This window comes from Mesorhizobium sp. B2-4-18 (assembly GCF_006441385.1).
Classification (GTDB): Bacteria; Pseudomonadota; Alphaproteobacteria; order Rhizobiales; family Rhizobiaceae; genus Mesorhizobium; species Mesorhizobium australicum.
Map to the genome: position 1 here is coordinate 1 of NZ_VFUW01000020.1, position 16,418 is coordinate 16,418.

At 62.8% G+C, this 16,418-nt stretch carries 17 protein-coding genes; 11 read left to right on the plus strand and 6 right to left on the minus strand.

What is annotated here, in order from left to right:
* The first annotated feature begins 337 nt into the window (after positions 1-337).
* From FJ527_RS28970 to FJ527_RS28985, 4 genes are all read left to right on the plus strand, one after another.
* A complete protein-coding gene (locus FJ527_RS28970; protein ID WP_015318427.1) occupies positions 338-559 on the plus strand; it encodes a hypothetical protein in 222 nt (73 codons plus the stop codon).
* 200 nt (positions 560-759) lie between these two features.
* On the plus strand, positions 760-1,548 hold the full coding sequence (locus FJ527_RS28975; protein WP_140824678.1) for a GGDEF domain-containing protein: 789 nt from the start codon (positions 760-762) through the stop codon (positions 1,546-1,548).
* Positions 1,549-1,716: 168 nt separating this feature from the next.
* On the plus strand, positions 1,717-2,715 hold the full coding sequence (locus tag FJ527_RS28980) for a glycosyltransferase family 4 protein (protein ID WP_246677834.1): 999 nt from the start codon (positions 1,717-1,719) through the stop codon (positions 2,713-2,715).
* A 153-nt stretch (positions 2,716-2,868) separates the two neighbouring features.
* Positions 2,869-4,095: an anion transporter gene (locus FJ527_RS28985; protein ID WP_140824679.1), complete on the plus strand. Its 1,227-nt coding sequence runs from the start codon at positions 2,869-2,871 to the stop codon at positions 4,093-4,095.
* A gap of 3 nt (positions 4,096-4,098) precedes the next feature.
* Here FJ527_RS28985 and FJ527_RS28990 read toward each other — a convergent pair whose 3' ends face one another.
* The gene (locus tag FJ527_RS28990; RefSeq protein ID WP_140824680.1) at positions 4,099-4,686 is read right to left on the minus strand and encodes a TetR/AcrR family transcriptional regulator; all 588 of its coding nucleotides are present in this window, start codon (positions 4,684-4,686) and stop codon (positions 4,099-4,101) included.
* A gap of 85 nt (positions 4,687-4,771) precedes the next feature.
* On the opposite strand from FJ527_RS28990, the gene FJ527_RS28995 reads away from it, so the two are divergent.
* Positions 4,772-5,668: a crotonase/enoyl-CoA hydratase family protein gene (locus tag FJ527_RS28995; protein WP_140824681.1), complete on the plus strand. Its 897-nt coding sequence runs from the start codon at positions 4,772-4,774 to the stop codon at positions 5,666-5,668.
* Here FJ527_RS28995 and FJ527_RS29000 read toward each other — a convergent pair.
* The 5 genes from FJ527_RS29000 to FJ527_RS29020 form a co-directional block, all read right to left on the minus strand.
* A complete protein-coding gene (locus tag FJ527_RS29000; RefSeq protein ID WP_015318421.1) occupies positions 5,614-5,934 on the minus strand; it encodes a cupredoxin family copper-binding protein in 321 nt (106 codons plus the stop codon). The two genes, FJ527_RS28995 and FJ527_RS29000, sit on opposite strands and share 55 nt — an antisense overlap.
* A complete protein-coding gene (locus FJ527_RS29005) occupies positions 5,931-6,455 on the minus strand; it encodes a DUF4142 domain-containing protein (RefSeq protein WP_015318420.1) in 525 nt (174 codons plus the stop codon). Before FJ527_RS29005 ends, FJ527_RS29000 begins: the two co-directional genes overlap by 4 nt.
* A 106-nt stretch (positions 6,456-6,561) precedes the next feature.
* The gene (locus tag FJ527_RS29010) at positions 6,562-7,248 is read right to left on the minus strand and encodes an RNA polymerase sigma factor (protein WP_015318419.1); all 687 of its coding nucleotides are present in this window, start codon (positions 7,246-7,248) and stop codon (positions 6,562-6,564) included.
* A gap of 89 nt (positions 7,249-7,337) precedes the next feature.
* Complete coding sequence (locus FJ527_RS29015) at positions 7,338-8,417, minus strand: HPP family protein (RefSeq protein WP_140824682.1); 1,080 nt, start codon at positions 8,415-8,417, stop codon at positions 7,338-7,340.
* A gap of 207 nt (positions 8,418-8,624) precedes the next feature.
* Positions 8,625-9,812, minus strand: a complete 1,188-nt coding sequence (locus FJ527_RS29020) for a cystathionine beta-lyase (RefSeq protein WP_140717577.1) — start codon at positions 9,810-9,812, stop codon at positions 8,625-8,627.
* A 342-nt stretch (positions 9,813-10,154) separates the two neighbouring features.
* Between FJ527_RS29020 and FJ527_RS29025 the strand changes: the two genes are divergently transcribed.
* The 6 genes from FJ527_RS29025 to FJ527_RS29050 all read left to right on the plus strand — a co-directional run bounded on the left by FJ527_RS29025 (position 10,155) and on the right by FJ527_RS29050 (position 16,355).
* Positions 10,155-10,790, plus strand: a complete 636-nt coding sequence (locus FJ527_RS29025; protein ID WP_140617171.1) for a DUF1326 domain-containing protein — start codon at positions 10,155-10,157, stop codon at positions 10,788-10,790.
* Positions 10,791-10,799: 9 nt separating this feature from the next.
* A complete protein-coding gene (locus FJ527_RS29030; protein WP_140824683.1) occupies positions 10,800-11,651 on the plus strand; it encodes a DUF2182 domain-containing protein in 852 nt (283 codons plus the stop codon).
* 435 nt (positions 11,652-12,086) lie between these two features.
* Complete coding sequence (locus tag FJ527_RS29035; protein ID WP_015318414.1) at positions 12,087-13,115, plus strand: amino acid ABC transporter substrate-binding protein; 1,029 nt, start codon at positions 12,087-12,089, stop codon at positions 13,113-13,115.
* 62 nt (positions 13,116-13,177) lie between these two features.
* Positions 13,178-14,365: an amino acid ABC transporter permease gene (locus FJ527_RS29040; RefSeq protein WP_140824684.1), complete on the plus strand. Its 1,188-nt coding sequence runs from the start codon at positions 13,178-13,180 to the stop codon at positions 14,363-14,365.
* Between the two features lie 4 nt (positions 14,366-14,369).
* Positions 14,370-15,527: an amino acid ABC transporter permease gene (locus FJ527_RS29045; RefSeq protein WP_140824685.1), complete on the plus strand. Its 1,158-nt coding sequence runs from the start codon at positions 14,370-14,372 to the stop codon at positions 15,525-15,527.
* Positions 15,528-15,551: 24 nt separating this feature from the next.
* On the plus strand, positions 15,552-16,355 hold the full coding sequence (locus FJ527_RS29050; RefSeq protein ID WP_010915400.1) for an amino acid ABC transporter ATP-binding protein: 804 nt from the start codon (positions 15,552-15,554) through the stop codon (positions 16,353-16,355).
* Positions 16,356-16,418: the final 63 nt, after the last annotated feature.

Below are 16,418 nucleotides of genomic sequence, written 5' to 3' on the forward strand. Positions count from 1 at the left end.
TTGCTCTCCTTGCAAAGGGCCGAAAGTGTAACCCATCTATCCGGAATGAACTGTCACCCATCTCTCGGGAAGGGCACAATAACTTATGTTGCATGACCTCACGCGGTCGCGCGATCCTACCCCTGCCTGCCAGTGCTGCCACGCCGCTTACCGGAAGCCGGAACAGAGTTCGGCCCGCACAGGGCTCTGGAATTATTTCGTGATCCGGCCCTGTTGGAACCTTGGCCAAGACTACGCGTTCGGGGCCTTGTATTCGTGGAGCCTCATAAAAGGCACTATGCGGGCAAGCGAACGGGTGGGCAAAACAAGCGCGGGTTGGGGGAGGAGAAACAAGGCTATGTCGAAACGTGAAATTGGAACGTCCCCTGCCTTGGGGCGGCGTATCGCCGATCTCAGGGCCCGAATGCAAGACGCCGAAATTTCCGGCCATGAAATGAAAACCTTTCACAAGGTGGCCGCCATCATGGGATCTGGCGACGGTTCCTTGCAACTGGATGCCGACGACCTGATCGCGGCATCCTTCGTCGCCGAAGCGGTTGGGCCGGCGCCCAGCCGCTGACTTCCGAATTTCCCTTGTCCGAAATCCGGTGAGCAAATCGCGTCCGCCATTGGGGCACGGCCGCCTATTGGGCGATCGTGCTCCAGCGCCCGGCCCCTGATCTCGTCTCGTCGCCACCTGATCTCGAATTGAAAGGAAAGTCTTATCATTTTGTTTGCGTTGGCACGTCATAGTAGGGACGGCTAACGGAGTGAAAAGGGATGAAGCTGGACCTGTCGCCCACCAGCTGGGGCAGGGTGATGGCCGTCACCGCCGCCGGCACGGCATTCTTCATTGCCGTGGCGTTTTTCGTCGATTCGTTCAATTTCCCGTATCTTTCGCCCGAGTCTGTCTGGCGCGCTAAGCTGACCGACCTTCTGCTGCCCTTGGTGCTCGGCGGCTCGTTTCTGTTTTTCCTGATGTGGAAGATCCGCCAACTGGCGATAGCCCAGCGCGACCTCAGCGTCATTGCCGCGACGGACAGCCTGACGGCGGTGCTGAACCGCGGCGCCTTCTCGATGCTGGTCGAGGCCTATCTCGAACAGACCCGCAAGCAGGAAGAGACCCGTACCGGCGCGCTGCTGATCATCGATGCCGACCACTTCAAGTCGATCAACGACCGCCTCGGCCATGATTGCGGCGACCAGGCGCTCAAACTGATCGCGCAGGCGATCAAAGGCCAGCTGCGTGGCACCGATATCGTCGGCCGGATCGGCGGTGAGGAGTTCGGTGTATTCCTTCCCGGCGTCGACCCCTCGCAATCCTGGCTGGTTGCCGAAGGCATCCGCCGACGGATACGCGAAATGGACTTTTCGCCGGATGGCCGGTCCTGTCCGCTTTCCGTCAGCATCGGCGGCACCAGCTTCAGCGGGCCGACCACCTACGAGGCAATATTCTCCGCCGCCGACAGACGGCTTTATACCGCCAAGTCGAATGGACGCGATCAGGTCAGCTTCGATCCGGCGGAAGCCGCTCTAGTGTCTCCGCTCAGCGCCGCCACCGTCCACTGAGGGCAGCCTCGCAGCCGGCTGGCACGACCGCTTCCTTGACGCATACCTGTCTGTGTGCTTCCTCCGCGCAAGTGATGTATGGAGCATCGCCAGAAACACTCCTGCTTCTTGAGTCCCTCGATCGTGCGGTTCGCGGGCACGGCACGGCCCGCGGATGCAGGGAATTGAATGGCCAAACGCCCCGGGCCGGTAAGCACCGCGATCATGATCCACTTATTCAACGGCTTTCAGAACCCGTTTGGCGGCAGTGAGCGCGAAACCCTGGAGTTGTATCGGCTGTTGAGCGCCGAACCCCAGGTGCGCCTCTGGGCGACCTCGTCGCGCGTATCCGAAGACCTGATGCAGGAATTTCCGATACGCCGCGTCTCGCCGGCAACACGCAATGTGCCGGCTGGCGGCACCTATGTCTTTCTCGGTGCGCATTGGCGCAACAAGATGTGGCCTTATCTGATCCCGCGACCGCGCCGGCTGATCTATGTCTTCAACACCTTTCATCCCAAGATCATCGCCCTGACGACCCACAGGCCGCGCCTGCTGGGTTGGCCCGGTGCCGAACTGGTGCTGATCTCCGACTTTCAGAAGCGCATGCTGCGGGTCGAGGGCGTCGTGCATCCGTCACCCATCGACATTGAGCGCTTCTCGCCACGGCAGGTAAGGCCAAACGGTCCGTTCACGGTGGGGCGACTGAGCCGCGATACGGCGGACAAGCATCATGCTGACGATGTGGCGCTCTATGAGGCATTGCTGGCCGATGGCGATGCGGTGCGGATTCAGGGCGGCATGCCGCTCAAGGACAGGCTCGCGCCGCATTCGCAACTCGAGCTCCTGCCGCAGGGTGAATTTGCCGCCGAACAGTTTCTGCCGACGCTCGACGTCTTCTATTATCGCACCGGCTCACATGTGGAGACGTTCGGCCGTGTGGTGTTCGAGGCGATGGCCTGCGGCTTGCCGGTCGTTTGCCATTCGCATGGCGGCTACGCCGATCATATCAGGCATGGCGAAAACGGTTTCCTGTTCGAAACGACGCAACAGGCAGCACGGATCCTGGCCGAGCTTAAAGCCGACCCGGCACTGCGGTTGGCCGTCGGTCAGAAGGCACGGCGAACCGTCGAGCAGCTGTTTTCACCGCAGGCGGTGCAACAGCGGTTGGACTTCTATCGGCGTTAGCGGCGCCACGCCGTCCGGCTTTCCAGACACCCTCGGCCAGCAATCCACGTACCCCGTTTGGCATCGATCCCGACATCGCGCTAAAGCTGGCATCACGTGAATCGCGGGGCGGCCGGCATCGGCGCGCAGACAGATCGAGCAGGGCTTCTATCGATGACATTGACGGGCGCCGCGGCACTGCTGATCCTGATCTTGACTTACGCCGGCGTCGCAATCGGCCGCATACCCGGCTTGCGGCTCGACCGGGCAGGTATCGCGCTGCTTGGCGGCGCGGCCATGATCGCCATCGGCGCGCTCAGCATGGAGGATGCCTACCGGGCCATAAATTTCGACACCATCACGCTTCTGCTCGGCATGATGATCGTCGTGGCTCATCTGAAGGTGTCGGGTGCCTTTCGCGGTCTTGGCGCCGTCGCCATCGAGCACGCGCATGCACCGTTCATGCTGCTGGTGATGGTGACGCTCCTCACCGGCGTGCTGTCGGCCTTCCTGGTCAACGATGCCATCTGCCTGGTCATGGCGCCGATCGTCGTCCACGTTACCCGCGTTATCAACCGCAATCCGATCCCCTATCTGATCGCCACCGCCACCGCTTCGAACTGCGGCAGCGTCGCCACCATCACGGGCAATCCGCAGAACATGGTCATCGGCGCGCTGTCGGGCATTTCCTATCCGGCCTTTTCGGCGGCACTCGCGCCGGTCGCCTTGTTCGGCCTTGTCGCGGTCATCGTCATCGTGCGCATCGTCTACCGTGCCGAATTTACCCGCAACGGCGAACTGACGCCACACATCTCGCGCGGCCGCATGCATCGCGGCCAGGTGCTGAAGGCGGTGGTCGTCTGCATCGGACTGGCGATCGCCTTCTTCGCTGGTGTTCCCGTAGCCAAGGCGGCGCTCATCGGCGGCGCCATTCTGCTGCTGACCCGCGCCATCAAGCCATCGCGCATCTACCGCGAGATCGACGGACCGCTGCTGTTCATGTTCGCGGGACTGTTCGTGGTGGTTGCCGGCGCGGAAAAGACGCTGCTGACACCTGAGATGATCGCCTCGGCCAAGAACATCGGGCTCGACGATGTCTGGAGGCTTTCGGGTTTCACCGCGGTGTTGTCCAACGTCATGAGCAATGTTCCGGCCGTGCTGGCGCTCAGGCCTTTCATACCCGGCCTGGAAAACCCCGAGCGCGCCTGGCTGGTCGTGGCCATGAGCTCGACGCTCGCCGGTAACTTCACGTTGCTCGGCTCGGTCGCCAATCTGATCGTCGCCGAGCAGTCCAAGGCCGCAGGCACGCCGTTGTCTTTCGGCGCCTTCTTCAAGGTCGGCCTGCCGCTGACGTTGGTTACGCTCTTGGCCGGTACGGGGTGGCTGGCGCTCGGGGGGTAGCCCCTAGGCCTGGCTGCCCGACATTCGCGCCCTGACAAGCGTGGCCGCGGCTCGTCCGGCTGCTTCGACGTAGTCGGGGTTGCGATGGATGAGCATGATCGAAAAGCAGCCGTCGATCAGCAGCACGATCTCGCGCGCCAGCGCCCGCGGCCCCTCGACATGGTGGCCGGACAATTCTGCCGCCAGCCATGTCTCGAAATTGCTTTTGTGGCGCGCCCCGACCTTGACCGCCGGGTGCCCTGGCATCGAGGCAAGCTCCGCGGCGGTGCGCAGGAAGCCGCATCCCTTCCATTTCGGATGGCGCGTGGCCCGGGCCAGGTTGGCGAAGATGGCTTCGACCTTGCTGTCCACACCACCTTGTTCAGCCTCGAACCAGCCGGCCATCCGTTTCAGATTGGGCTGATCGCGGCCGTCGAGATAGGCTGCGATGAGGTCGTCCTTGCTCTTGAAGTGGTAATAGAGCGTCCGCTTCGTGAGACCTGCTTCCTCGGCGACGGCATCGACGCTGACACGGCCGATCCCCTCCGCGTAAAACAACCTGGTTGCTGCGTCGACAATGCGCTTGCGGGTAGGACTTTGTGCTTCGGGCATGGATCTAAGTATACCGACTAGTGAATATACACAAGGCGCGAATGGCGTAACCTTTCCATCTCGTCACCATGCTGGAGGAAGCCAGATGACCGATCTTGTCCTGAACGAAAACAGGGAAGGCATTGCCGTCCTTTCCCTCAACCGCCCGGAAAAGCTGAACGCGTTGAACTATGCGCTGATCGATCGCCTGCTCGCGACACTCGACGACATTGAAGTCGACGACCGCATCCGCGCGGTCATTCTGACGGGCGCCGGCGAGCGGGCCTTCTCGGCGGGCGCCGACATAGAGGAGTTCTCGGCCAGCGTGGCGCTGGGCGCCGAGACGGCGCTGCGAGACTTCGTCATGCGGGGACAGCGGCTGACGGCAAGGCTGGAAGCCTTTCGCAAGCCTGTCATCGCAGCCGTCAACGGCCTCGCCTTCGGCGGCGGCTGCGAAATCACGGAAGCCGTGCCGCTTGCAATTGCCAGCGACCGCGCGCTGTTCGCCAAGCCGGAGATCACTCTGGCAATGCCGCCGACTTTCGGCGGAACGCAGCGCCTGCCCAGGCTCGCCGGGCGCAAGCGCGCGCTCGAACTGCTTTTGACCGGCGACTGGTTCCCGCCACAGCGGGCTCTTGACCTTGGCCTCGTCAATCAGGTGGTTCCGCATGACGATCTGATGCCGGCTGCGTTCAATCTGGCCAGGCGTATCCTTCGGCACTCCGGACTGGCAGCCGCGGGCATCCTCACGGCGGTGACGCGAGGGCTCAATCTGAGCATCGCCGAAGGCTTGCTGGTCGAGGCCGAGCAGTTCGCCCGTATGGCCCCGACAGCCGATTTGCGCGAGGCGCTAGATGCCTGGATCAGCAGGCACAGGCCTGGACACGGCGGATCCTGGACGCATGTCGCGCGGCCCGAGGAGGCAAGGCGGGCCTCCTCGGCCCTGGATCACGGCGCCACCAGCAAGCGTCCCTTCATGTTGGGGTGGAAGCGGCAGAAATAGTCGACCGTTTGCGCCGTCTTCAGCGTCATGCTTGCCGACTTCTTCGGCGGAATTATCACCTCCCAGCCGCCCTTCACGGTAGCCGTGTGGGCGATCACGTCCTTGTTCACCCACTCGATCGTGTCGCCGACCTTGGCATCGACGCTGGCCGGCGAAAAGACGAGCTTGTCGACGGTGACCTGGATGGTTGCCGCCGCTGCCGGCGCTGTGGATGCCAACGCCAGCACGACCAGCCGCGCCAGAAGACCCAAGGCGCCCGCTTTCATTTCAGCATGCCGGCGACGTGTTCGGCATGCTGCTCATGGCCCTGGAAGATCTTGAGGCCGGTCTCGAGCAGGCTCTTCAGCTCGGCATTGCTGGCCGAGGGAATGAGCAGGGTTTCGAGCGCGCCATTGACCTGCTTGTGATAGGCGACCTCGTTTTCGATATAAGCCTTGTCGAAGGCCGCCCCTTTCAGCTTGGCGAGCTTGGCACGTTCCTCCTTCGCCGCCTTCGTCAGCGCCTGGCTGGTAGCGTTGTCCTCGGGCTTCACCTTGAGCTTCTTGACGAGATCGAGCGCCTGCTTGTTCACCGCTTCGTGGTCGCGCTCCATGTCCTTGGCGAAATCGACGACCTCCTTGCTCTTTGACTTCTTGATCGCCTGCTTGGCCGCCTCGATGTCGAGGACGCCTGCTGTATAGGCGATATGGGCGATCTGCGGGTCGGTCGGCTTGTCGGCGGCTTGCGAGACCGGGGCAGCGCCGACGAGAAGCAGGGCGGCAAGGGCGACGGTATATCGGGTGAACATGGCATCCTCCTTGGCCCGGCCGCGCGGAGGCGCCGGGCTCGAATTTGCAGTTGACGCTCATTGGATGCGGGGCGGGGAGAAACGTTCCCGGAAAATCAGGACGGCATCATTCGAAACCCAGCCGTCCCATCACCGCCTGGGTCAGTCGCTCGCAGCGCCGACCGGCGAAGGGGAAGGCATCGAGCAGCACAGGGCCGATTTCATCGTCCAGCGCCTTGCGCAACAGGGCGCGCGCCCGGTGCAGCCTCGTCTTGACGGTCTCTGGCCGCACGCCAAGCAAATCGGCGGTTTCCTCCATGCTCAGGCCCTCGATGACGCGGGCGACGAAGACCATGCGGTAGATGTCGGGCAGGCTGTCGGTCGCCCGTTCGACAAGTGCGAGAATCTGCCGCTGCGCCATCGTCCGCTCCGGATCGTCGTTGGATTTGAGGGGAAACCTGATTATCCGCGCTTCCGGATCGGCAGGCATCTCCACCGTGCGACGTCTCTTGCGCAGGCGGCCGAGCGCTTCGTTGATGACGATGCGCGACAGCCAGGTGGCGAGCGTGGATTGGCCGCGAAACGCCGCCAGGCTGGCGAAGGCGCTGACATAGGCCTCCTGGACGACGTCCTCGGCTTCGGCGTCGTTGCGCAGAATGCCGCGCGCGATGCGGTAGAGCCGCTGGTTGTATACCTTCATGATGGCGCGAAATGCATCCGGGTCACGGGTCAGCGCGCGGTGGACGAGCTGCATGTCGCCGGAAAGGCTTTCGGCAACCGCGGGCACCGTGGCGGGCATTGGCTGCTTGCTCATCGCGACCGGATCTCCTCGTGCAAATGCTGCACATTGGATGCGCCTGCCGGCAAAAGGTTCCCGGGCCAGAGGGATCCGGGTTCCCTATTCTAGGCTGCCGCCAATCCCTTGTCTGCCCGCTGCATGCGTGCGGCCACCGCCAAGAGGTCGGTCTGCGTGATCAGGCCGAGAATATGCCGCTCGCCGTCGACGATGACCACGGCATGGCTGCGGCCGTCGGTCAGCACTGGGAGCAGGCTCATCGCCGGTGTCTCGGGCGAGGCGGTGCCGGCTTTTGCCATGACGCTCTTCACCGTGTCGGTAGCTTTCGTCAGCTCGCGCAGGCCAACGGCGCCAACCAGCCGGGCATCCGCGTCGACCACCGGCAAGGTACGGATATTGTGATCGATCAGTTGCTGGCGCGCCTCGTCGGCGGTGGCTTGCTCGGACACCGAAACCACGTCGCGCGACATGATGTCCTCGCACAGCAGCGTGCGGTGCGAGCGCACCATGGCCTGCAGTTCGACTTGTCTCAGCAACCGTTCGAGGTCGTCGCGGTCGATGTCGAAGGTCTCGTCCAGTGTGGTCAGCGCCGCGTCGATATCCTCGGGCCGGAAGCCAACGCGCTGCTGAGCCGGCGGATCGGCGGTGCCGTGGCTGTTGGCGACCGGTGCCGCGACATGCGGGTAGTTGCGCCGCGCCAGCTTGTGGAAAAGGAAGCCTAGCGCCACCAGGATGGTCGAATTCAAGGCCACCGGCACGAACGGGAACAGGAAGCCCGCGCTGATGACGGCCGGGCCGCCGAGCACCGCCGTCAGCGCGGCGGCGCCGCCTGGCGGATGAAGACAGCGCGTGAACGACATCGCGGCGATGGCGAGCGCCACCGCGAGCCCTGAGGCAATCACCGGATCATGGATGAAATGCGCCACGGTCACGCCGACCAGCGCCGATATGGAATTTCCGCCGATGATCGACCAGGGTTGCGCCAACGGGCTGGCCGGTACGGCGAACAGAAGCACGGCGGATGCGCCCATCGGCGCGACCAGCAGGGCCACATGCGGGCCGCCGCCCATCGCCAGCCCGCTGATCACGCCCGTCAGCGCGATGCCGATCGTGGCGCCGATACACGCCAGGATGCGTTCGCGCAGCGTGGCGCCGGCGAGGATGGGGACAAAAAGACGAAAGGCCATTGGAAAACTTTGCGAGGACTGAATCTGTCGAGGATGCGTGCGGCACGCAATGCAGCCGAATTCGCCGATTTGAAAGTCAAACAAATCCGTAAAGTCATGACGTAGGAGAATAATATTGCGCACCGATCTTCGCCGGAGTGCTGGCAGCGCCTCGCGCTTTGTCATCAGCGTCAAGGGCTTGCGGCCCTTTGCTGACTCTGTTTGAGGTCAGCCTGCGCGCGCCGCTGCCGCAAGCCCGCCCCGGATGTCGGTTTTCAAGTCGTCGACATCCTCGAGGCCGATCTGCAGTCGTATCAGCGGACCTTCATAAGTGCCTTTCGCAACGACGCGGTCGCCAAGCCAGACCGGCACCGCGAGGCTCTCATAGCCTCCCCAGGAGTAGCCGAGACCGAAGATCCGCAGTGCGTCGAGGAAAGCGTGCTGCTCCTGCTGGCCACCACCGGCCAGCACGATCGAAAAGATGCCGCTCGAACCGCGGAAGTCGCGCTTCCAAAGGTCGTGGTCCGGATGGCTGGGAAGGGCAGGGTGGAGCACGCGCGCCACGCCTTTTTCGCCTTCGAGCCACGAGGCGATGGCAAGTGCGCTGCGCTGGTGACGGTCCAGCCGCACACCCATCGTGCGCAGGCCGCGCAGCACCTGGTAGACGTCGTCGGGTCCAGCACAGCAGCCAAGCGTGCAAAAGCTCTCGTAGAGTTGCGTCCAGCAGGCCTCATTGGCTGAGACAGTGCCGAGCAGCACGTCGGAATGGCCCGCCGGATATTTCGTCGCCGCATGGATCGAGATGTCGACGCCATGGTCGAGTGGCCGGAAATAGAGCGGCGTCGCCCATGTGTTGTCCATCATCACGATGGCGCCGGCCGCGTGCGCCGCCTTGGCGATCGCCGGGATGTCCTGCACCTCGAACGTGTTGGAGGCCGGCGATTCGGTGAACACCACTCTGGTGTTCGGCTTGATCAACGCCGCGATGCCCGCGCCGATATTGGGAGCATAATATTCGACCTCGACGCCGAGCCGCTTCAGCATCGTGTCGGCGAAGTTTCTCGTGGGATGATAGACGGAATCGACGATCAGCAGATGGTCGCCCGCCGATACGAAGGCGAGCAGCGGCACGGTCACCGCCGCCAGGCCCGACGGCACCGCGATCGTGCCGGCCGAGCCTTCCAGCGCGTCAATGGCATGCGCAAGAGCGTCCGTCGTCGGTGTGCCGCGCGTGCCGTAAGTGTACTTCTGGCTGCGTGCGGCCATCGCGGCGGCATTTGGGAACAGCACGGTCGAGGCATGCACGACCGGCGGGTTGACGAAGCCGAAATAGTCATGCGGGTTGTTGCCCGAATGGGCGAGCCGCGTGTTGATGCCCATCGTGCCGGAACCCTGCTCGCTGCCGTCTTTCGCCATTCTTGGTCGCCTTGTTTAACAAGGCGCTAGCCATAATGCGGCGTCGTGGACCGTGCAACAGCCCACCGTTCGCCAGGAATGGACTTTGAATATGCCAATTCCTGGTCCGGAAGACAGCCCGCGATCTGATCCGGAATCGGACCAACCACGCGCGGCGGTGCCCTGTCGGAAGCTTGGTCGTCAGCTGGTGAACCTATTGTAGCCGGCTGTGAAAGGTATATGATAAATTTCTAATGTTAATCGCCGGATGCTTCAATCAGATGCTGCCGGATGGTTCTTGCCGGTTATCTCCTGATCCCCATCCGGGTATCCCGCTCAGCGAGCGGAAAGGGGAGGAATGTCATGCCTGACGTCAAATGGACGATGAAGGCGCGCGAATTCATCAACTGCAATTGCGCCTATGGCTGCCCGTGCCAGTTCAATGCCATGCCGACATACGGATTCTGCCAAGCCGTCGCCGGCATGGAGATTGAGACCGGGCACCACGGCGACACCAGGCTCGACGGGCTGCGCTTCGTCGGCATCTTCAGCTGGCCCGGCGCGATACACCAGGGCAGGGGCGAGGCCGCGGTGGTTATCGACGAGAGGGCCAGCGAAGCCCAACGCGAAGCCCTGCTCCGCATACTGGGCGGTCAGGACACCGAACCAGGCGCGACAATATTCCAGGTCTTTTCGACCACCTTGGAGAAGTTCCACGATCCGATTTTCGCCGCGATCGATTTCGAGGTCGACGTCGATGGGCGAACCGGCCGGCTGCACGTCAAGGGCGTAACCGACGGCCGTGGTGAGCCGATCAAGAACCCGGTCACCGGCGCCGAGCACCGGGCGCGCATCGACCTGCCGCACGGCTTCGAATACGCCATCGCCGAGGTCGGGCGCGGCTGGACCAAGACGACGAGCCCGATCAAGTTCGAGGTGGCGGACACGCATAGCCATTTCGCCAACCTGCATCTCACGCAGAGCGGCATCGTGCATTGATCTGATCCAATGGGCGACACGGCTCTCGAGGCGGTGCTGCGGCGCGACCGCGCGGTCGTGACGGCCGCGCTTGCCGTCATTGCCGTGTTCGCCTGGGCCTATGTTCTTTGGCTAGCCGCCGACATGGGTAGCCCGGTGTCGGGCGGCGAGGCAGGCGACATGGCCGGGATGGACATGGCGAGCATGAATATGGGCGGCATGGCTATGGGCGCCGCCGTGGTGCCGGGTTTCCGGGCCTGGGCATCGGCCGATTTCGTCTTCACCTTCACGATGTGGGCCGTGATGATGGTCGGCATGATGACGCCGTCGGTCGCGCCGATGTTGCTGCTCTATGCCGGCGTTGGCCGCAAGGCGCTGGCGGACAGCCGGCCTATCGCTTCGACGGCATGGTTTTTTACCGGCTATCTCGTCGTCTGGGTCGTCTTCAGCATCGTGGCGACGGGTGCGCAATGGCTGCTCACTCGTTTCGCCTTGCTTGATCCCGCGATGGCGGCGCACAGCGCGGTGCTCGGCGGTGTCATTCTGATCGCCGCCGGCCTCTACCAATGGACACCGATCAAGGGCGTCTGCCTGCGCCAATGCCAGGCGCCGATCGCGTTCCTGGCCAGCCATGGCGGGTTCCGCACCACCGCGCTCGGCGCATTTCGGCTTGGCATGGATCACGGCGCCTATTGTCTCGGCTGCTGCTGGGCACTGATGGCCCTGCTGTTCGTCGGTGGTGTCATGAACGTGCTGTGGATCGCCGGCATCGCCATCCTTGTTCTCCTGGAGAAGGTGGTCCCGGCCGGGCAATTGATCCCGCGCATCTCCGGTGCATTGATGGTCGCGGTCGGCCTCTGGCTGGGCCTTTCCGCGCTTTGAGACCGCGCGCCGATTTTGTCCACAAGCAATATCGACCGCCAATCATGGGTAATCGTCGGCCGAAGGTGTTCCGTAACGTCAATGCATTTCGTGCCCGGGGGCAGTAACGCCGAGCTATTGCCCGGAACGGATTTTACAGCGCCGGCTCACATCTGCGTCAAATGAGCTTTGCCGATTCAAGTCGCGCTTCTGACGAGATCGCGTGCACGTTTGTCTGCAATTCAGGCATTTCAGGCAATCGATTTTCAAACCCGGTCGGATTCGGTCATTTTCCTTGACCTCACGGGAATTATCGCCTTCGATGCTGTTCGTGAATGGGAGGCGGCGCGTCGGTTTGCGATGCGGGGTTTCGGGAATGGGCCGGGATGGGAGCTGCGTTCACAAGGGAAAAAAGATCAGGGTTTGCCTGAAAAAACAGAAAAGGGTCTGTGGGTTATGAAACACATTGCTATCGGCATTCTTGGCGCCGCCACGCTCGGACTGATGGCGTCGGCCGCGTCGGCCGGCACGCTTGACACCGTCAAGGCGAAGGGCTTCATCCAGTGCGGCGTCTCGACCGGTCTGGCCGGCTTCTCCGCGCCGGACGACAAGGGCGACTGGCAAGGCATCGACGCCGATTTCTGTCGCGCGGTTGCCGCCGCCGTCTTCGGTGATGGCACCAAGGTCAAGTTCACGCCGCTCAGCGCCAAGGAACGGTTTACCGCGCTGCAGTCCGGCGAGGTCGACATCCTCTCGCGCAACACCACCTGGACGATCAACCGCGATACCGCGCTCGGCCTGAATTTCATCGGCACGACCTACTATGACGGCCAGGGCTTCATGATCAACGCCAAGAAGCTGCCGGGCGTCAATTCGGCGCTGCAGCTTTCGGGCGCCGCCGTCTGCGTGCAGAGCGGCACGACCACCGAGCTCAACCTCGCCGACTACTTCAAGGCGAACAAGATGGAGTACAATCCGGTCGTCTTCGAGAAGCTCGAAGAGGTCAATGCCGCTTATGATGCCGGCCGCTGCGACGTCTACACCACCGACCAGTCGGGCCTTTACGGCATTCGCTTGACGCTCGGCTCGCCGGCCGATCACGTCGTGCTGCCCGAGATCATCTCGAAAGAGCCGCTCGGACCCGCCGTTCGCCAGGGCGACGACCAGTGGTACCACATCGTCAAGTGGACCTATTTCGCTCTGCTCGACGCCGAGGAGCTCGGCATCACCAAGGCCAATGTCGACGAGATGAAAAACTCCGCCAGCCCGGAGATCAAGCGTGTGCTCGGCCAGGAAGCAGACACCAAGATCGGCACCGACCTCGGCGTCTCCAACGACTGGGTCGTCAACATCGTCAAGGCCACCGGCAACTACGGCGAAATGTTCGACCGCAATGTCGGCTCCGGCAGCCCGCTCAAGATTGCGCGTGGCATCAATGCGCTATGGACCAAGGGCGGCCTGCAATACGCGCCGCCGATCCGCTGATCGAAATGTGATCCGGAAGGCAGGCTCCTGCCTTCCGGTTTCTCTTTCACAGGGGACGTGACATGGCATCGCAGGAAATCCTACGCGAGGAGCCGAGCCGCGGCTCCTTCGTCAATGACCCGAGAATTCGCAGTCTCTTCTTTCAGACGCTGGTCGTCATCGTTCTGTTCGGGTCCGTCTGGTGGATCGTGCAGAACGTCATCGACAATCTGCAGCGCCTGCACATCGCCTCCGGCTTCGGCTTCCTCAAGGGGCGCGCCGGCTTCGATATCTCGGACACGCCGATCGCCTATACGTCGGACTCGACCTATGGCCGCGCCATCGTCGTCGGCCTGATCAACACCATCATCGTTGCCGTCGCCGGCATCATCACCGCCACCATCATCGGCTTCGTCATCGGCATCGGCCGCCTGTCGCAGAACTGGCTGATCCAGAAGATCTGCACGGTTTACGTCGAGATTTTCCGCAACATCCCGCCGCTGCTGGTCATCTTCTTCTGGTATTCGGGCGTGCTCGCCGTGCTGCCGGCGCCGCGCGATTCCTATCATCTGCCCTTCGGCTCCTTCCTCAACCAGCGCGGCTTCTATTTTCCGCGCCCGGTCTGGGGCGACGGCTCCTGGCTGATCCTGGTCGCCCTTGTCGTGGGCGTCGCAATGTCATGGTTCGTCGCCCGCAGGGCGCGTCAGCGGCAGATGGCGACGGGCCAGCAATTTCCGGTGTTCTGGACCTCCGCCGCGCTGATCGTCGGCCTGCCGCTGCTGGCTTACGTGCTGAGCGGCTTTCCGCTGAGCTTTGACTTGCCCAAACAATCGACCTTCAACCTGACCGGCGGCTTCCAGGTCAAACCGGAATTCCTTTCGCTCTATCTGGCGCTGTCCTGCTACACGGCGGCCTTCATCGCCGAAATCGTGCGCGCCGGCATCAGGGGCGTTAGCAAGGGCCAGACCGAGGCGGCGGCCGCGCTTGGCCTGCGATCCGGTTCGATCCTGCGGCTGGTCGTGGTGCCGCAGGCCATGCGCATCGTCATCCCGCCGCTGACCAGCCAGTATCTCAACCTGACCAAGAACTCCTCGCTGGCGATCGCCATTGGTTATCCCGACCTGACGGCAACGGCCGGCACGGTTCTGAACCAGACCGGACAAGCGGTCGAGGGCGTGCTGATCATGATGATCGCCTATCTCATACTCAGCCTGGTGACCTCGGCCGTCATGAACGTGGTCAACGCCAGGATGGCGCTGGTGGAGAGGTAGGACCATGCAGGAACACGATCTGTCCTGGGTGCGCACCGAAATGGCGCTGGCGCAGCCCGCGCCGGCGAGCGTCAGCGGCCCCGTCGCCTGGGTGCGCAAGAACCTGATCGGCTCGGTCGGCGACACCATCCTCACCATCCTCGGCATCGTCATCGTCGCCTGGGTTCTGCCGCAGGTCATCAACTGGGCGTTCATTAACGCACAGTGGACCGGACCGGACCGCACGGTCTGCGCGACCGTCGCGCAAGGCGGCATTCAGCCCGATGGCTGGAGCGGAGCCTGCTGGGCTTTCGTCAACGCCAAGTTCGGCCAGTTCATGTTCGGCACCTATCCGGTCGAGGAGCGCTGGCGGCCGATCCTGGTCGCCATCCTGTTCGTGGCGCTGCTGGTGCCGATGCTGATGCCGCGTGTGCCGCGCAAGGGGTTGAACGCGATCCTGCTTTTCCTGGTGCTGCCGATCGTTTCCTTCTTCCTGCTGGTCGGCGGCGTATTCGGCCTGCCGCATGTCGAAACCTCGCGCTGGGGCGGGCTGCTGATCACGCTGAGTCTGTCCTTCGTCGGCATCGCCGTATCGCTGCCGCTGGGCACCGTGCTGGCGCTCGGGCGGCGCTCGAAGATGCCGATCATCAAGATGCTGTGCATTATCTTCATCGAAGCCGTGCGCGGCATACCGCTGATCACCGTCCTGTTTTTCGTCAGCGTCATGCTGCCGCTGTTCCTGCCGGCCGGCGTCACTTTCGACAAGTATCTGAGGGCGCTGATCGGCGTGTCGCTGTTTGCGGCGGCTTATATGGCCGAAGTGGTGCGCGGCGGCCTGCAGGCGATCCCCAAGGGCCAGTATGAAGGCGCCGATTCGCTCGGCCTCGGCTACTGGCAGAAGATGAGCTTGATCGTGTTGCCGCAGGCGCTGAAGCTGGTCATACCCGGCATCGTCAACACCTTCATCGGCATGTTCAAGGACACCAGCCTGGTCCTCATCATTTCGATGTTCGACCTGCTCGGCATCGTCAAGCAGAACTTCTCCGACGCCAACTGGGCCACGGCGCAGACCGCGAAATCCGGTCTTGTGTTCGCCGCCTTCGTCTTCTGGCTGTTCTGCTTCGGCATGTCGCGCTATTCAATGTACACGGAACGCCGGCTCGACACCGGCTACAAACGCTAACAAAAGAACAAGGGGACCCCAGCCATGGCCACCGAAAATGCCGTCAGCGCGGAAGAGATCAAGGTCAACGCCGCCAAGATGCATATCTCGACCACCGATGTCGCCATCGACATCATCGCCATGCATAAATGGTACGGCGAGTTCCATGTGCTGAAGGACATCAACCTCAAGGTGATGCGCGGCGAGCGCATCGTCATTTGCGGACCGTCCGGGTCGGGCAAGTCGACCATGATTCGCTGCATCAACCGGCTGGAAGAGCACCAGAAGGGCAAGATCATCGTCGACGGCAAGGAACTCACCAACGATCTGAAAAAGATCGACGAGGTGCGCCGCGAGGTCGGCATGGTGTTCCAGCACTTCAACCTGTTCCCGCATCTGACCATCCTCGAGAATTGCACGCTGGCGCCGATCTGGGTGCGCAAGACGCCGAAGAAGCAGGCCGAGGAAATCGCCATGCATTTCCTCAAGCGCGTGAAGATCCCCGAGCAGGCCAACAAATATCCGGGCCAGCTTTCCGGCGGCCAGCAGCAGCGCGTGGCGATCGCCCGCTCGCTGTGCATGAACCCGCGCATCATGCTGTTCGACGAGCCGACCTCAGCGCTCGACCCCGAAATGATCAAGGAAGTGCTGGAAACCATGGTGGGGCTGGCCGAGGAAGGCATGACCATGCTGTGCGTCACCCACGAGATGGGCTTTGCACGGAAAGTCGCCAACCGGGTGATCTTCATGGATCAGGGCCAGATCGTCGAGCAGAACACGCCGGCCGAGTTCTTCGACCATCCCCGCCACGAACGCACGAAGCTGTTCCTGTCGCAGATCCTGCACTGAGCGGATTGACGCCAAGTCGAGAAAGCCCGGTCGCGCCACGGCCGGGCTTTTTAGTGTCTGGCC

Coding starts and splice junctions, on each gene's coding strand:
- FJ527_RS28985 (WP_140824679.1), top strand. CDS start 2,869: ATGACATTGACGGGCGCCGCGGCACTGCTGATCCTGATCTTGACTTAC.
- FJ527_RS28975 (WP_140824678.1), top strand. CDS start 760: ATGAAGCTGGACCTGTCGCCCACCAGCTGGGGCAGGGTGATGGCCGTC.
- FJ527_RS29015 (WP_140824682.1), bottom strand. CDS start 8,417: ATGGCCTTTCGTCTTTTTGTCCCCATCCTCGCCGGCGCCACGCTGCGC.
- FJ527_RS29040 (WP_140824684.1), top strand. CDS start 13,178: ATGGCATCGCAGGAAATCCTACGCGAGGAGCCGAGCCGCGGCTCCTTC.
- FJ527_RS29010 (WP_015318419.1), bottom strand. CDS start 7,248: ATGAGCAAGCAGCCAATGCCCGCCACGGTGCCCGCGGTTGCCGAAAGC.
- FJ527_RS28980 (WP_246677834.1), top strand. CDS start 1,717: ATGGCCAAACGCCCCGGGCCGGTAAGCACCGCGATCATGATCCACTTA.
- FJ527_RS29050 (WP_010915400.1), top strand. CDS start 15,552: ATGGCCACCGAAAATGCCGTCAGCGCGGAAGAGATCAAGGTCAACGCC.
- FJ527_RS29025 (WP_140617171.1), top strand. CDS start 10,155: ATGCCTGACGTCAAATGGACGATGAAGGCGCGCGAATTCATCAACTGC.
- FJ527_RS28990 (WP_140824680.1), bottom strand. CDS start 4,686: ATGCCCGAAGCACAAAGTCCTACCCGCAAGCGCATTGTCGACGCAGCA.
- FJ527_RS29045 (WP_140824685.1), top strand. CDS start 14,370: ATGCAGGAACACGATCTGTCCTGGGTGCGCACCGAAATGGCGCTGGCG.
- FJ527_RS29005 (WP_015318420.1), bottom strand. CDS start 6,455: ATGTTCACCCGATATACCGTCGCCCTTGCCGCCCTGCTTCTCGTCGGC.
- FJ527_RS29020 (WP_140717577.1), bottom strand. CDS start 9,812: ATGGCGAAAGACGGCAGCGAGCAGGGTTCCGGCACGATGGGCATCAAC.
- FJ527_RS29000 (WP_015318421.1), bottom strand. CDS start 5,934: ATGAAAGCGGGCGCCTTGGGTCTTCTGGCGCGGCTGGTCGTGCTGGCG.
- FJ527_RS28970 (WP_015318427.1), top strand. CDS start 338: ATGTCGAAACGTGAAATTGGAACGTCCCCTGCCTTGGGGCGGCGTATC.
- FJ527_RS28995 (WP_140824681.1), top strand. CDS start 4,772: ATGACCGATCTTGTCCTGAACGAAAACAGGGAAGGCATTGCCGTCCTT.
- FJ527_RS29030 (WP_140824683.1), top strand. CDS start 10,800: ATGGGCGACACGGCTCTCGAGGCGGTGCTGCGGCGCGACCGCGCGGTC.
- FJ527_RS29035 (WP_015318414.1), top strand. CDS start 12,087: ATGAAACACATTGCTATCGGCATTCTTGGCGCCGCCACGCTCGGACTG.